Here is a 14,092-nt window from a genome sequence, read left to right as displayed (position 1 = left end):
TTCCTATTCGGCCAACTTCTGGCCGCAGTTTGGGCAGAACTTGGCGCCGCTCACTTTCTCGCCGCAATTCGGGCAGAAATTCGGGCCTTTTTGCCCTTCGCCGCCCGCTGCCGGATGCCCGCCAGTTTGGCTGCTTGCACCTGATGATTCTTTCTGGCCATCCATCATTTCCTTGGCGATGTTCATCCCCATCATCATGCCGGCCATATCGGATGCCGTATTTGAACCTGAGGATTTGCCCATCGCATCTGCGACGGACATCTGCTGGTATTTCGAGACGTCGCCGACCATGCCGTGCGAGGCGTTTTTATTGATCATGTCCTGGATTTCTTTCGGGTAATTAAAGCTCATCACTTGGAAACCGGTCACTTTCATACCGTCGTCCATGATTTCCATATTCAAATCGTCTTGAATCCCCTTGCCGATTTCGTGGGAATTCGACTGCAAATTGAACATGTCCTTGCCTTCGCGCGTGATCCATTTCATCAATAATTGGTCGAGCCGTGCCGTAATGCGCAGCTGGACATCTTCGACGAGGTAGCTGTCTTTGACACCGGCAACTTTGTCGATCAAATTGACATAATCATTCACTTTAAAATGGAAGGTGCCGTTCGCGCGGATCGGCATGCCCCCCGGAAGCTGAGGCGCAGGAATATTGATCGGGCTTTTCGTGCCCCATTTGACGGTGAATTCCTTCGTATTGACGAACAGCACTTCGACCCGCATGCCGCTGTTGAAGCCGAAACGGAATCCTTTCAAGGTCGATAGGAACGGCACGATTTCAGAGACGATGTCGTACTCGCCTTCTTTTTCGAAAATCCCTTCCACTTTGCCGTTATTGAGGAAAATTGCGTCCTGGCCCGGCCGAATGATCAAACGGCTGCCTTTCTTAATTTCCTTATTCGTCCATTTCCAAAAAATCATATCGTCGCGGAATTCTTCCCATTCCACCACATCTGAAAATTGATTGCCGAAAAATGCCATGTTCTTCATTCCTTCCTTCTTTCGATTGCCTAGAAGCTGCGGCCGCCGCCGCTGAATGAACGCCCGCCGCCGGTCATGCCGCCGCCTCCGCCGAACCCGCCGCCATCCTTATTCTTCGGAATCTTTCTGCGGGTTACGGTTTTATTGCGGAAGCGGTCATCCTGGCTGCGCACGCGTGTATGGTCGCGGTCGACATATGTGCCTGGGGTCGTCGTTACCCTGCCGCCAGCGTTATAAAGCATCGATCCGACGATGATGCCTGCGAGCAGCAGCGCTATAGCTAAATGAAACCAGGTTTTCAAAAAAATGCTTTCGGGATTGACGCCCGGCCGGTATTCCATGTATTCGCTTGAGGTCGTCACTGTTTCCTCGAACGCTCCAGCATAATCGCCCGATTGCATCTCAGGGATAATCCGGTCAAGCACGAGATCGACACGCTCTGAATCAAGCGTCCGCTCGGCCGTGCCAAATCCGGCGAGATACACTTCACGCCCGCCGATATCGATCGTCAAGAGTACCGCATCTTCCCGGCCGGTGCTATCTGCGCGATCATCGAAAAAATCGCCCATATAGCCTTCGATCGATTGCCCTTCCGTACTATCGGTCGTCAAAAACAGAAAGTCCACGTTTTGTTCCGCACCGTATTGTTCCGCCAAGGCTTCCAGTTCCTGCGCTTCTTCGCCACTGAGCAAGCCGGCTTCATCGTGAATCAAGTCACCGGCCTGTGCTGAAACAGACAGCCCCCCAATGAAAAACAACAACAATGCTAATACTGGAATCCATGCCCATTTCCAATAAGAATTCCTCACCACAAGACACCCCCTATCGCAAAGGCGATGGCTTTCATGGCCGCAAAACTAGATACAGCGATGCCGGTGAACCACAACGCGACTTTGCCGGCGCTGATCGGCGGCTTGCCGACCACTTTTCCGGTTTGGCCGTTCATCGCAAAGGTATGTTCTTTATTGTCGAAATCGTAATACACCATCCACACTGGAAATAAGGTGTAATAGACTTTCTTTTTTTGTGCATCGATTTGCTTGTTCGTGTAGCTGACGGATGAATAACCGGAAATGGTCGTGCTGATATAAGCGTCGATATACGGGACGATTTTCGATTCGACACGGGAAAACAATTGCTCGTCATCGAAATCGTATTTCTCGGCTAAATAGCCCGCCAAATACGGCATGCGGAAATCCTTTAATTCGCTGTAATCGTAAGGCTCCAGCTTATCCATCAGCACGTCGTCCATTTTTTCGGAAGCATCCGCCGGCACTTTCAAATAGCTCAAATCGATTTCCCGGAACACGTCATAAAAATTCGTTTCCGTATAAATCGTATCGCCGCTTTGATAGGTCCGGACTTGCGTGCCGATCGCCTGGATATGGGCTTCGCCTTCGATATCGTAAAGCCAGAATGGCACATACATGCCGGTCATTTTCTTGATACGGTCGCCGCTCGTAAAACCGCGCGGGGTCAATCGCCCGCCGCGCGTCCATTTCTTGAACGCTTCGACCGCTTCGTCTTTGCTGACGGTAAACGGAATGACTTTGGCCGGGGCGAGATTTCCCGTCAACCGGTCTGCCAATACGACCGGTGCCCCGCAGAAGCTGCAATGGGTCGCGGTCGTTTCAGCTTCTGTCAGGATGATCGCCCCACAGTTTTCGCAATGGTATTCTTTCGCTTCGCCTTCATCGAATTTCCGTTCGATGTTCTGTTCCGGAAAGGTCTCGATGTTTTCTTCGTGGCCGCAGCTCGGGCAGCTTAAATGGCCCGAGTCGCTATCGAACGCCATATCGGCCCCGCAATTCGGGCATTTATAATGGATGACCAAACGAGTTTCCTCCCTTCGTGCTTCAGGATCGCGTCCAGTTGCCGGACATTACTCGTTCTTTCCGATTTGGCTTTTCAGCGCTTCGAGTTCAGCGTCGACATTGGTGCCTGCTTTAAGGGACTCCAGTTCCTCGTCGACGTTCGGACCGTCGTCGTATTTCTTCGCCAAATCCTTGATGCTCGTCTCGGAACTTTTATTGAGCTCAGCCATCGCTGCCGATTCGTCCAATTGCTGGTTGATTTTCTTCTCCATCGCATCGAATGCCGAGATGCGTTCGCCTGCCCCTCCGACACTGGACGCGAAATCGTTCATGCGCTGCTGTGTCTTCGCAACTGCCGCTTTGCCTTTCAGTTCCTGGCGGCGCGATTCAAGTTCCCCAATATCGCTCTGAAGCTTATCGTGCATTTGACGCATTTGCTGCGTATTCGTCGCCGCAAGTTCGACCGCTGTCTCTTTGTCCGTCACGCGTTCCGATAGTTCCGCTTTGCGCTGGAGGAATTTCCGGGCGTCATCTTCGTTGTTCGCTTCAAGCGCTTTGACTGCGTAGCGCTGCATATCATCCATCTCTTTTTTCAACTCATCAAGCTCGCGGCGCTCGCGTTTCTCCGCAGCCATGATCGCGGCCGTCTCGGATTTCACTTTACCGAGGTCGCTATTCAAATCGCGCAAATACTGATCGATCATCTTTTCTGGATCTTCTGCCTTGTCTAGCATTGCGTGGATATTGCTCGTCATAATGTCTCTGAAGCGTTTTAGGATTTCCATTTTCATTCTCCTCTTCCGTCGATTTATTTGGCCGTCGCACAAGCCTTGTTACCTGTCAGATTACCCTTTACGCGAAACACTTAACCCTTCCGTCCAAGTTGATGGCGGAATAGTATGAATACGGAAGAACGGCTCGATTGGTTTCATTTGATTTCGCTGGAATGAAAAGAACCGTCCCCTGGCGCTAGTGAAAAAACGCTGGAGACGGCATGTTGAAATCACACCTCTTTTGAACTAAAGATATTTTAATTAAAGATTATTTTCGTTTTTAAGTTTACAGAAACTTTGAAAAAGGAAATAGAAGGGAGTAGTTAGTCAAAACTCTAGGAGGAACTTTAGTGGGACATTATATTCAAGTTGAAGAAAACGTGAAAATTCATGTAGAAGATATCGGTTCAGGACAGCCGGTTGTATTTCTCCACGGCTGGCCATTGAACAACAAAGCATTCGAATACCAGACGAGCCTGCTTGCGAAGAACGGCTTCCGTTATATCGGCGTCGATATGCGCGGCTACGGAAAATCCGATAAGCCATGGTCAGGATACGATTACGACACAATGGCCAAAGATCTTGAAGCGGTCGTCAATGAACTTCGACTTGAGCAATTCGTGCTCGCCGGCTTTTCGATGGGCGGCCCAATCGCAATCCGCTATTTGACGAAATTCGGCCAAGACAATGTCGCAAAACTATTATTGATGGGCGCTGCAGCTCCGATCTTCACGCAGCGTAACGATTTCAATGTCGGCATGAAGCCTGAAGAAGTGGACGACATCATCGCCCAAATCGAAAAAGACCGCCCGGCGTTTCTTGCAGAGTTTGCGGACCTGTTTTTCGAACAGAAACATTCACCGCAATTCCTGGATTGGTTCCAGTCACTGGCGCTTGAAGCAGGCGCACACTCCACACTGAACTCAGCCGTTGCGCTGCGCGACGAAGACTTGCGCGGCGAGCTGTCATCGATTACCGTTCCGACAGCCATCTTCCACGGCAAAAAAGACCAGATCTGCCCTTACGAACTTGGCGAAATCCTGGACAAGGAAATCCCGAACTCTGTACTCGTACCGTTCAAAGACAGCGGACACGGCATCAATGCAGATGAGCCGGAGCGTTTCAATAATGAACTCCTAAGCTTCCTGAAAAGTTCAGGCATCTGAACATAATTGTTCCAAAACGAAGACCAGCTTTTCCAAGTTAGGGAAAGCTGGTCTTTATTGTTTACACCCAAGACGCCTCACATGCATTTCCGAATCAAATCACTGATAATAGGAAAGTATTTAGTTACGGGACGGCTTTGGCGTACCCGAATTTAAGGAGTGTTACGATGCAATCAATTAAAGGAAAAACAGCGATCATTACAGGTGGAGGACGCGGCATCGGCCGTGCGACAGCCATCGCCCTCGCCAATGAAGGCGTCAATGTCGGCTTGATCGGCTTGAAACAGGAAAACCTCGACAAAGTATCCGTCGAACTGCAAGATGCGAATGTCAAAGTGGCAACTGCCTCTGCCGACGTTACGGATCTCGCTGCGATTGAACAAGCGATCGAGAAACTCAAAAACGAACTTGGCGATATCGATATCCTCATCAACAACGCAGGCACCGGCAAATTCGGTGGCTTTTTGGAACTGTCACCAGAAGAATGGAAAAACATCGTCGACGTCAATTTGATGGGCGTCTATAATGCAACACGTGCTGTACTTCCAGGCATGATCGAGCAAAGTTCAGGCGATATCATCAATATTTCTTCCACAGCTGGACAAAAAGGCGCACCGGTTACAAGCGCCTATAGCTCTTCCAAATTCGCTGTCATGGGCTTGACCGAATCACTTGCACTTGAAGTGCGCAAACACAATATCCGTGTCACGGCGATGACGCCGAGCACAGTCGTCACAGACCTTGCCCACGAGTCCAACCTGATTACCGGCGACGCTGAACGCGTCATGCATCCGGAAGATTTGGCCGACTTGATCGTCGCCAGCTTGAAACTGCATCCGCGTGTCTTCGTCAAAAGCGCGGGATTATGGTCGACCAACCCGTCCTAAACAAAAATGGAGCTTGAGGGAATTCCCTCAAGCTCCATTTTATTATTTCTGTTGTTCCGGTAAATCGCGTTCGTCTTCTTTTGAGACGTGCTTCGAATACTCTTTCGCGTCTTCTTGCTGGTCTCTGCCTTTTTCTTCGCCGTAATCCGTTGCTTCGTTATCTCCGTCCAAGGCTTCTTTTGTCTTGTTGATTGCTTTATCGATCGCGGACTCACGCGCCCCGACTTGCTTTTCAGGCGTGCGTCCAGCTGTTCCTTTTCTAGCCATACAGCATTCCTCCTCGTCGTGCATTTTGTATACTGTACCCGCTCATCCGGAACTTACACCTGCTTGAATAGAACCCCTGTCACTTCTCTGTTAAAACATGCCGCTTTCGTGGTTATTGCGCCCGGCTTGCCGGCTCGCATCCGCAGCAGCAGAATCCTGGTTTGCAGTATTCGCTTTTTTATCTAAGCTGTATTTCTTTTTGGTCAATTTGTCCACTACATAACTCCCGATAAACAAAGCCCCAAAGAATCCCCAGAAGATCCACATCATCCAATGCATAAAATCCTCCCCTTTCATTTCAGCTATTACTCATTTTCCCTTTGCTTAATAATACGTTTATAGCTGCATAAAGTTTCAAAAATCGGTATTTTCAGTAAATTAATGATGTACCAAGCTAAAATCTAAAAGTCTCTCATAAATATCCAATACTCTTTAGGAAACTAATGATCATCTAATACTGTCGTTATTCATATTAATTCCCTATAAAATTGGAGGTAAAACTATGTGGTTCCTATTCGGGCTGATTGCAATCGCAGCCACCAGCGTAAATCTTTATCTGTATGCAATTGGCAAGGATTATAAATTAGCGATGGCCATGGGACTGTCGTTTACCGCTATGACCCTTGCGGCTGATTACAGCATGGTAGCCGAGTGGGTCCGGGCAGAGGATTGGTCTGCGCTATCAGATGTCGTGCCGATCATGGCAACCGCGTTATGGGTGTTGACAATCATCTCGATTGTGTTGAATATTAGCCCCATGCTTTTAGAATTCAAAAGCTCGAAAGAATGATTGCGTTTCTGCAAATATCAAAAATCCCCGCAGTCCCTTTATTAAGGCTGCGAGGATGAAGGTGTTTTTATTTAGCATTAATAAATCATCAGCAACTGCCTACCAGATCGATTCCGCCCATTCTGGATAATCGACGAACGGGTTGCGGTTGCCTTGGATGTCTTCGATCTTTTCGTTGCGCTGCTGTTCCCAAGCGCTGACAGGGTCTTGCTCGTGCCATTCGAGCAACACGGAGATCTTGCCGTGGTAAGGCGTCGAGCCATTATTCACCAAGTCATTCAGTTCCAAATCTACCGCGTCGCCCGATTCATAGCGGACCGCCATATAAAACAACATCCGGGCGACATCGCCTTTCACTTCATCCGGCGGCTCCCAGGAAGTCGCTGTTCGCAAGCAGCCATCGCAGCCGCTGACGATACTGCCGCCGTAATCAAAGTCCAGGTTGCCGCGCAGCCCGTTCACTTGCACATCGGTCGGGCGCAAATGGTGGATATCCGTTCCGGCTCCCATCGCTGTCCCGAAGCTGCCATGAGACTTCGCCCATGTGTGCTCACGGTTCCAGTCGCCGACATTGCCGCCGTTCAAAGATTTTGAACGCGACTCGCCCGTATACAATAACAGCACGTTATTCGGATTATTCGGGTCTTCGTCCGTTATTTTCAATGCATCCCATACTTGCGAATAGCTGAGTTGCGTATGGTCGTCAATGATTTCATGAAGTTCCGCTTTCAATGCTGATCCTTGCAAACCAGCCGCTGTTTCGTAATAAGCGGATGGAACAGGCGTTGGAGTTGGATCTGGAGTTGGATCTGGAGTTGGCGTTTCATCAATCTCATCTATCGCATGGCTTCCTAAGTATGTAAATGTATCTGCAGGATACGCTGTCCACTCAGCCGAAGGATCAAACGCATCATTCACTGCGCTGTCGCCGGACAGGATATCCGGATTGAGGACCAACGTGACATCTTTCAAGTTTTCAACGCGTGAACCTACTTGGCCGATCGAATCGATAGGAGATCCGGATTTTTCAAGTACCAATGCGTCATCGCCGTTAAAATTAACCACGCTGTTATTTTGCAGATCTCCCTTGCCTTGAATCGCTGAATCCGCGCCGCTATGGTAAATAACTACCGTATCACCGTTTGCGACAGTACCGGAAAGCGCCATTTCGCTCTGGGCGTACGTGCTGCCATTTGTATACAGCGAGACTGAATAAGGGCTCAATTCAACGGAAGCACCGGTCCCGTTATAAATTTCGATCGCTTTATTGAAGCTGCTGCCTTCAATGTATTCAGAAATGAAAAGATCACTTGCCGGGGCAGCTGCCTGCACCGCCGTTTGCGAAGCCGGCACCCAAAGACTCGCGACCAACCCTACCGATAGTAAAGCCTTTGCTGATTTGTTCCATAAGCTGTTGTCCATCTTATTGTCGTCCTCCTTTTTGTAAAAGCGTTTAGCTAGGGAATGCTGATTTGCTGAGTTTTCTTCTGTAAATTACTGGTACTTAATTATTCTAATTTACAGTTTTTTCTTCTCGCATATTTAACCTTACAGAACCCCCTCTATAGCGTCAATATTATTTAGTAAAAATTACATAAAGTTAATAAAACTAGAAACCTTTGCAAAAGCCATTTGATCGGTTTACCCAAATATATATAAATAAAAAGGGGGAAAAGTTAGCTATAACCAGACTTCTCTTCCCCCCTCTACTTATGTCAATGCCGATAATTCCTGACACGTAAACCTGTTTTTCAAAAAAGTATTTTGCATATCCACTCACTGAATCGATTTGTCCAGAACAAAAAAGATCATCCAGGAATAGGATGATCTTTTCCACATTACATGAGCGGATATTGTCGTGCTGGCTATGCCATGGCTGCATCGAAAAATTTGTTGCGAATATAGGTTGGTTAAGTGCGGATTTGGTTTCCCAGGCCCTCTGCTGAGCCTATTCGTGACAGAAGGCGCTTTCTAGTAAACTGCGGGAAGTTAAGTTTTGCTGGTCGGAGTTTCTCTTTAACCAGTTACTGGATAAGTTATTATGCCCTTGTCGTTTACGACGGCTTCGGCTCCCCACATCCCCACTTCGTGCTCGACGATGTCCACTGCCCCTTTTTTGCCATCGATAATGTGAAAAACCCGGTGGCCATTCGCTGCTAAGTAATTGCTGATGAGCAGTCTGTGGCAACGTGATGGATGACGCTCTGAACAGCAATAGGCAATCCGTTTGACTTCCGCTTTTTCCAGTAGTTCAGTGATGCCCTGCTGAAATTCTTCCGTCAATGTGTAATCCGCATAATTATGAAAAGACTGGTTGCGCCAGCCGGCATTCCTGTCTTCTTCAACCTCCTTCGACTTCCGGCGCCTGCCGCCAAGTTTCGGGAAATGCTCATAGTTGATCCCTTCGGCTGCTAGCCACACGGGAAACTCATCCTTGGAAAACTGGGGCCATTTGCGGCTTCCCGGAAACGCCCGGACATCAGCCAGAAGCTCGATTCCGGTTTTCTTCAGCATCGCATCAAAAAAATCCTGTGAATGGCTGGAATGGCCAATAGTATAAATGTCCATAAGCAATAGACCTGCCTTTCCAATAAGCTTTTACTTGCCTATACCTTTGGAAAGAAGTGCATAAACTTAAATAGGCAATCCATCAGATTTCGATGATTTTCAACGCCGAATTGATTTCTTCCTGTGCCGAATTGCTGCGCCATTCATGCGGATAATAACCAAGCGGATTGCAGATGCAGTCGATGCCTTTGAATTCTTCATGATAGCGGGTGTGGATATGACCAAAAATCATTTTTTTGACACCATACTTTTCAGCCAGTTTCCCGATTTCTTTGCTTCCCATCATCGCATTGAAAAAATCCCAGGAAGGGTCTTTTTTCACTTGGACAAAATGGGCAAACGGCACAAAATGGCTGACCAGGATGATGTTCTTTTCTTGATGATGCGACAGCCAGCTCTCCAGTTTCGTCAAGTACTTATTGGTTACTGTTACATCATCCTCTGGCCAATGTGCATAGGCTTTGTCTGGCCAGGTAAAATCATTGAAACGGCCTGCTGAAAACTCCTGCTCTGTAAACCCTTCTATTCCGAATGTATAATCGTACCATCCGCCATCGCCGATCACGACCCATTCCTCATTCAAGGAAACCGGGCCATTTCCCAGATTGCCCTTGAACTCCAGCAGTTTTTCATACGCATTAGTAGAATCCTCGTGGTAAAGATCATGGTTGCCATGGACAAATAAAATTTGAAGATCCGGCAATTCATTTTGCAGTTGCTTCAGTAGTGCCAAGCTTTTTTCCGGTCCCGCTGTCATATCGCCGCTGATGATAAAGACATCCGGCGTATGCTGTGCCAGCGACTCTTTCAGCAACCCTACAATATCAGCTCCAGTCTTTTTGTGATTGAGCCCTTCGTGAATATCAGATAAGATGGCGATTTTCAATGTCCTTCCCCCTTCAACCGATTGATTAAGCGCATTATTGATTGATTATTCACTTTATTTATACAGTGATAGTTTTCCTGTCTTGCACTTTAACTAAACTCGTTTGTCTTGAAGCGACTTGTCTTGGCGGATGAAAAGTGGGAGAAACTTGTACGTAAAGAGAATCTGAATTTATATTCCGCATCACAATGAACTGCCGCCAGCAAAACCGCCTTCAAAGATGGGAGATAGATGGAGTGGCATGATTAAAGCGGCCGGCACAGCTCTACTGCAATATCTGCTTTAGAGCGCTTTCGGTAATCCAAACAGAATCAGCCTGATGAAACCCCTCTTTTTTCCTGCTTCAGTATGAGGGTTATTGCCTTGACCACAGTAATTATCGTCGATTAACATAGTCATAGCCTAATATGTCTGATATGACGTATTGTAAAAAGAAAATATACATTTCTTTTTCAGAATTAAGTCCTCATACAAGTGTTAGTTTTATATATCTTAAGTTAATAATTTCCAAAACCCAGAAAGGAAAATTATTTATAATTTTAAATAGTGGATTGGCTATATCTTTCCACTTGATGAGATTAGGAATAATTCGGTAACGGTGATGAAAAAAATTCTAAACAAAAAAACCTTATTTATCTCGCTTTTCACACTAGCTTTACTCGTCATTCTGAGCTTCACTATCTTTTTTATATGGGCTCAAGATACATTTGAAGCGATAGATGCGGATCAAATCGAAATGGAGGAAGTTATCGAACCAGAGGACGGGTGGTATATCTATAGGGCAGAAAATGCAGAAAAAGGGTTGATCCTCTATCCCGGTGCAAAAGTCGAACCTGAAGCATATGGCTATTTGGCACAAGAATTATCAAAGCAAAATATCACAGTCGCCATACCTTCAGTCCGATTGAATTTATCAATTCTAGATGTTTCAAAAGCGGATGAAATCATCAAAAGTGACGACAGCATCGAGTGGTATGTTTCGGGCCATTCCATGGGAGGCGCAGCAGCCGCTATGTATGCCGATCAGCAAGTAGACCGCGTAAGCGGACTCCTATTGCTTGGGGCATACGCAGCAAGCAATGACTATTTAAGCGAATCCAACTTACCCGTTTTATCCATCAGCGGTTCAGAAGATGGCTTAAGTACGCCTGAAAAAATTAAGGAAAACAGCCCGAACTTGCCGGAAACAACGGATTTCATTGAAATTCCAGGCGGAAACCACGCTTATTTCGGCGTATATGGGAGTCAATCCGGCGACAATGAAGCGCAGATCACCGTTAGTGAACAACAAAAAATCATCGTAGAGTTAATTGTGGATTGGTTAGAAAATGATCACTCCTCAAGTCAGAGTGAGTCGTGAAAACTTTATAATCCATATAAAAACAGCACACGCTAAGCCGTGTGCTGTTTGTTTTCTACCCTATTATTCTTCCAGTTTTCTTGCAGCAAACTCATCGTCCATTTTCAGGAAATACTCGCCGCCTTCTTCGATGCCTTTTATGCGAATGATCATGTCGCGGAACATTTTTTCTTCTTCCATCTGTTCTTCAATGAACCAATCCAAAAATGAAAGCGTAGCATGTTCCTGCAGTTCATCGGCCAAGCTTACCAATTTATATATGTTTGACGTCACTGACTTTTCCTGCGCAAGTGACGCTTCCACGACATCCAAGGCATTTGCATATTCATTTCTAGGTTCTGTTAACGCCTGGAGTACGGGCTGTTCATCCATCGTCACTAGATATTGATAGAATTTCATCGCGTGCACATGTTCTTCTCTTGATTGGATCAAATAGAAGTTGGCAAATCCATGATACCCTTTTCCTGAAAAGTACGAGGCCATCGCTGTGTACGCATGTGCTGCCTGAAGTTCGTTATTGAATTGAGCGTTTAACGCCTCTGTCAAATTTGTTGGTAGCATATTGAACTCCTCCTCTATCTTGTTTAGCGTCATTATAGCATGTGCGTTTATTAATCAATAAATGACATACTGCTTTTGCTGCCCCTTATCAATAATGTTGGCAAGGAAAAGGGAAGCACGTTCTCACTCGGGATCCTTTATGGCTAATTATTTTTCAAAAATATTTTTAATTTTCTAAAAATATGTTTAAAAGTTAAACAATTGGAAATTATAGTAAAGACACATTTGAGAAGGAGGGGAGGCACATGTTTGACACGAATTTGGAATTAGGCATTGTGTTGTTTCTGTTTATTTTCGCTTTGGTTGTTTCTTTAATGCTTATATCACAAAAGAGAAAAAATTAGGAGGCAGATTAACTATGTCGATAAAATCGTTTGAGAAAGTCTTCATGTTAGTAGCAGTGGCCATTCTTTTGGTTTCATCAGCATTCAGTTCTGTAGGCGCTGCTCAAGCTGAAGGTCCAATGTTTGAAAAAGGGACCTCGAATGTTAGTCAAAAGGAATTTAATCAAATCAGAAATACCTTGAAAAAAACGGATGAATACCAAGTTTATAAAAAGATTAGTAAAATCAATGCCATCTCCACTGATAACATCATCATCAACACAGTCCCAGGTCCTAAAGGCGATATCGCATATGTCGAATTTATCTTCGATGAACTTGCTAAACAAAGCGAAAACTTGGCTTACGTGCAATTCACGTATGATGTAGCGAACCGTGATGTCATCACAGACCAAGCCCTCTTTGCTAAACAAATGGATGGCGACAATATCAATATCCAGGCAGTCTTCAACCTAGACGGAAAACAAACTGAAGTTTACAACGTAACGGTCGATAATGAAGGAGGCCTTTGGGATCAAGATGGTTTAGAAGTAAGCCATGAAGATTTTGTGGCCAATGCAGAAAAGAACATTAAAGGCGCTAGTCAAAATGCCAGTGACAATGGCAACGAGTTTGTTGCGTATGCTTCTTTTTGTGAATATGCAGTAGGTGCTCTTTGCGGAACGGGCGGCGGTGTGGCGTGTTACGCTCTTGCTGGCGCGTTAGGAATCACAACAGGCCTTGGCGGTCTTGGCCTTGCTGCGATATGTGCGCTTGTAGGAAGTGTTGGCTGCACAGCCGCTACTGATCAAATCTGCAATTAATGACTTGAATACTTCATTTATTCAAAGCAAAAAAGAGCAGCGACGTCGCTGCTCTTTTTTATTTGATAGAAAATCTAATTTGCCATTTTTCTCAAGAGAATAAATGTTATTGTTCTTGTTCATTGCTTTCATAATCAATGATGACTTTCTTGCAAGATTCACACAGAAAAGCATCGACATGGTTGATGGAAAAACGGCTTTGTTCCGATAACAACACAGAACCTTTAGTCAGGCTCGGCTCAGCACTCAGTTTGGATACTTTCGGCACCCATGCGAGTCTTGTGCCACTCTGGATAAATCCTTTTTTCATTTCCGATTGGCAAAATGGGCATGTCAGGCCATTGTGATTTTCCATAGTTCCCCTCCTTAAAGTTTTGCGATAACACTCATTTCCCTGCTATTGTTCAATTACCCTCAAAAATTAGGCATATGCCCAGCTGATAAAACTTTCCTCCCCCTTCCCCCTATTCTAACGACTCATGCTCTAAACATTTTCGTCCAGCCCTCCTAAATCCAAATCAAAAGTGCTACACTGAAACTAAGTAAATAATCATGCAGGGAAAAGGTGCTGATTCGTCAGCGTAACAGGGAATCCGGTGAAAATCCGGAGCTGTTTCCGCAACTGTAAGTGCGTATGAAATAAGAGATGCCACTGGGGAGACCCGGGAAGGCCTTAGAGTAAAGCGATGCACAAGCCAGGAGACCTACCTTTTTCTGAACGTATTTTTGCTCTTCGGAAGATAAGAGGATCTACGGCAACTTTTTCCTATGGACAGCCTTGTGCTGGATATTCGCAATCGTGCCACTCTCTTCGTTGAGAGTGGCTTTTTTTGTCTCTTTTTGAAAGCGATACGTCTGCTGATATTTACGGATTCTATCCAGGAGGTGAACA

Annotated in this window: 16 protein-coding genes, 1 pseudogene and 1 riboswitch; of the genes and pseudogenes, 5 read left to right on the top strand and 12 right to left on the bottom strand. The window is 46.1% G+C overall.

Translation table 11 applies throughout. From position 1 onward, the window contains the following. Window positions 1-3: 3 nt before the first annotated feature. From M1Q06_RS04340 to M1Q06_RS04325, 4 genes are read right to left on the bottom strand one after another with little or no spacing between them, the layout of a single operon-like run. A complete protein-coding gene (locus M1Q06_RS04340) occupies window positions 4-984 on the bottom strand; it encodes an SPFH domain-containing protein (protein ID WP_434402823.1) in 981 nt (326 codons plus the stop codon). A 29-nt stretch (window positions 985-1,013) separates the two neighbouring features. Next, the gene (locus M1Q06_RS04335) at window positions 1,014-1,793 is read right to left on the bottom strand and encodes a TPM domain-containing protein (protein ID WP_434401867.1); all 780 of its coding nucleotides are present in this window, start codon (window positions 1,791-1,793) and stop codon (window positions 1,014-1,016) included. Beyond that, window positions 1,790-2,818, bottom strand: a complete 1,029-nt coding sequence (locus M1Q06_RS04330; protein ID WP_434401865.1) for a TFIIB-type zinc ribbon-containing protein — start codon at window positions 2,816-2,818, stop codon at window positions 1,790-1,792. The genes M1Q06_RS04335 and M1Q06_RS04330 overlap by 4 nt, the downstream gene beginning before the upstream one ends. A gap of 48 nt (window positions 2,819-2,866) precedes the next feature. Then, window positions 2,867-3,583 (bottom strand): PspA/IM30 family protein, encoded by a 717-nt coding sequence (locus tag M1Q06_RS04325; protein ID WP_434401862.1) that lies wholly within the window; start codon window positions 3,581-3,583, stop codon window positions 2,867-2,869. A gap of 338 nt (window positions 3,584-3,921) precedes the next feature. Here M1Q06_RS04325 and M1Q06_RS04320 point away from each other — a divergent pair, with 338 nt between their 5' ends. Both M1Q06_RS04320 and M1Q06_RS04315 read left to right on the top strand, forming a co-directional pair. After that, entirely contained in the window at window positions 3,922-4,737 is an 816-nt protein-coding gene (locus M1Q06_RS04320) for an alpha/beta fold hydrolase (RefSeq protein ID WP_434401860.1), read from the top strand. Window positions 4,738-4,904: 167 nt separating this feature from the next. Further along, window positions 4,905-5,624 (top strand): 3-ketoacyl-ACP reductase, encoded by a 720-nt coding sequence (locus tag M1Q06_RS04315; RefSeq protein ID WP_404336828.1) that lies wholly within the window; start codon window positions 4,905-4,907, stop codon window positions 5,622-5,624. A gap of 42 nt (window positions 5,625-5,666) precedes the next feature. On the opposite strand, the gene M1Q06_RS04310 is transcribed toward M1Q06_RS04315, so the two are convergent. Both M1Q06_RS04310 and M1Q06_RS04305 read right to left on the bottom strand, forming a co-directional pair. Beyond that, on the bottom strand, window positions 5,667-5,891 hold the full coding sequence (locus M1Q06_RS04310) for a hypothetical protein (RefSeq protein ID WP_101189776.1): 225 nt from the start codon (window positions 5,889-5,891) through the stop codon (window positions 5,667-5,669). Window positions 5,892-5,981: 90 nt separating this feature from the next. Continuing rightward, on the bottom strand, window positions 5,982-6,170 hold the full coding sequence (locus M1Q06_RS04305) for a hypothetical protein (protein ID WP_101189775.1): 189 nt from the start codon (window positions 6,168-6,170) through the stop codon (window positions 5,982-5,984). A gap of 223 nt (window positions 6,171-6,393) precedes the next feature. Between M1Q06_RS04305 and M1Q06_RS04300 the strand changes: the two genes are divergently transcribed. Then, entirely contained in the window at window positions 6,394-6,681 is a 288-nt protein-coding gene (locus tag M1Q06_RS04300) for a hypothetical protein (protein WP_411361995.1), read from the top strand. 99 nt (window positions 6,682-6,780) lie between these two features. Here the strand turns inward: M1Q06_RS04300 and M1Q06_RS04295 are convergent, their stop codons facing one another. The 4 genes and pseudogenes from M1Q06_RS04295 to M1Q06_RS04280 all read right to left on the bottom strand — a co-directional run bounded on the left by M1Q06_RS04295 (window position 6,781) and on the right by M1Q06_RS04280 (window position 10,135). Then, window positions 6,781-7,599, bottom strand: a complete 819-nt coding sequence (locus tag M1Q06_RS04295; protein ID WP_434402821.1) for an endonuclease I family protein — start codon at window positions 7,597-7,599, stop codon at window positions 6,781-6,783. An 84-nt stretch (window positions 7,600-7,683) separates the two neighbouring features. Continuing rightward, window positions 7,684-8,103: pseudogene (locus M1Q06_RS04290) on the bottom strand (lamin tail domain-containing protein); the annotation flags it as partial. Window positions 8,104-8,697: 594 nt separating this feature from the next. Continuing rightward, complete coding sequence (locus M1Q06_RS04285; protein WP_434401858.1) at window positions 8,698-9,249, bottom strand: DUF488 domain-containing protein; 552 nt, start codon at window positions 9,247-9,249, stop codon at window positions 8,698-8,700. 82 nt (window positions 9,250-9,331) lie between these two features. Then, a complete protein-coding gene (locus M1Q06_RS04280) occupies window positions 9,332-10,135 on the bottom strand; it encodes a metallophosphoesterase (RefSeq protein ID WP_434401856.1) in 804 nt (267 codons plus the stop codon). A 601-nt stretch (window positions 10,136-10,736) separates the two neighbouring features. On the opposite strand from M1Q06_RS04280, the gene M1Q06_RS04275 reads away from it, so the two are divergent. Further along, a complete protein-coding gene (locus M1Q06_RS04275; protein WP_434402819.1) occupies window positions 10,737-11,495 on the top strand; it encodes an alpha/beta family hydrolase in 759 nt (252 codons plus the stop codon). Between the two features lie 63 nt (window positions 11,496-11,558). Here the strand turns inward: M1Q06_RS04275 and M1Q06_RS04270 are convergent, their stop codons facing one another. Next, complete coding sequence (locus M1Q06_RS04270) at window positions 11,559-12,056, bottom strand: ferritin (RefSeq protein ID WP_434401854.1); 498 nt, start codon at window positions 12,054-12,056, stop codon at window positions 11,559-11,561. Window positions 12,057-12,414: 358 nt separating this feature from the next. Here M1Q06_RS04270 and M1Q06_RS04265 point away from each other — a divergent pair, with 358 nt between their 5' ends. Then, entirely contained in the window at window positions 12,415-13,200 is a 786-nt protein-coding gene (locus M1Q06_RS04265; protein WP_434401852.1) for a halocin C8 precursor-like protein, read from the top strand. Between the two features lie 106 nt (window positions 13,201-13,306). On the opposite strand, the gene M1Q06_RS04260 is transcribed toward M1Q06_RS04265, so the two are convergent. Then, complete coding sequence (locus M1Q06_RS04260) at window positions 13,307-13,555, bottom strand: PF20097 family protein (protein ID WP_211653466.1); 249 nt, start codon at window positions 13,553-13,555, stop codon at window positions 13,307-13,309. 191 nt (window positions 13,556-13,746) lie between these two features. Beyond that, window positions 13,747-13,926, top strand: a riboswitch (cobalamin riboswitch). Window positions 13,927-14,092 lie beyond the last annotated feature (166 nt).

This window comes from Planococcus sp. 11815 (assembly GCF_051096385.1).
In the GTDB taxonomy this organism is placed as follows: domain Bacteria; phylum Bacillota; class Bacilli; order Bacillales_A; family Planococcaceae; genus Planococcus; species Planococcus citreus.
Note: the sequence above shows the minus strand (reverse complement) of the source record. Positions and strands in the feature narration are given on the sequence as shown.

Excerpts from the sequence above, each read along its gene's own strand:
- M1Q06_RS04340 (WP_434402823.1), bottom strand. The coding sequence starts at position 984 with ATGGCATTTTTCGGCAATCAATTTTCAGATGTGGTGGAATGGGAAGAA.
- M1Q06_RS04300 (WP_411361995.1), top strand. The coding sequence starts at position 6,394 with ATGTGGTTCCTATTCGGGCTGATTGCAATCGCAGCCACCAGCGTAAAT.
- M1Q06_RS04260 (WP_211653466.1), bottom strand. The coding sequence starts at position 13,555 with ATGGAAAATCACAATGGCCTGACATGCCCATTTTGCCAATCGGAAATG.
- M1Q06_RS04285 (WP_434401858.1), bottom strand. The coding sequence starts at position 9,249 with ATGGACATTTATACTATTGGCCATTCCAGCCATTCACAGGATTTTTTT.
- M1Q06_RS04275 (WP_434402819.1), top strand. The coding sequence starts at position 10,737 with ATGAAAAAAATTCTAAACAAAAAAACCTTATTTATCTCGCTTTTCACA.
- M1Q06_RS04265 (WP_434401852.1), top strand. The coding sequence starts at position 12,415 with ATGTCGATAAAATCGTTTGAGAAAGTCTTCATGTTAGTAGCAGTGGCC.
- M1Q06_RS04305 (WP_101189775.1), bottom strand. The coding sequence starts at position 6,170 with ATGCATTGGATGATGTGGATCTTCTGGGGATTCTTTGGGGCTTTGTTT.
- M1Q06_RS04325 (WP_434401862.1), bottom strand. The coding sequence starts at position 3,583 with ATGGAAATCCTAAAACGCTTCAGAGACATTATGACGAGCAATATCCAC.
- M1Q06_RS04315 (WP_404336828.1), top strand. The coding sequence starts at position 4,905 with ATGCAATCAATTAAAGGAAAAACAGCGATCATTACAGGTGGAGGACGC.
- M1Q06_RS04270 (WP_434401854.1), bottom strand. The coding sequence starts at position 12,056 with ATGCTACCAACAAATTTGACAGAGGCGTTAAACGCTCAATTCAATAAC.
- M1Q06_RS04310 (WP_101189776.1), bottom strand. The coding sequence starts at position 5,891 with ATGGCTAGAAAAGGAACAGCTGGACGCACGCCTGAAAAGCAAGTCGGG.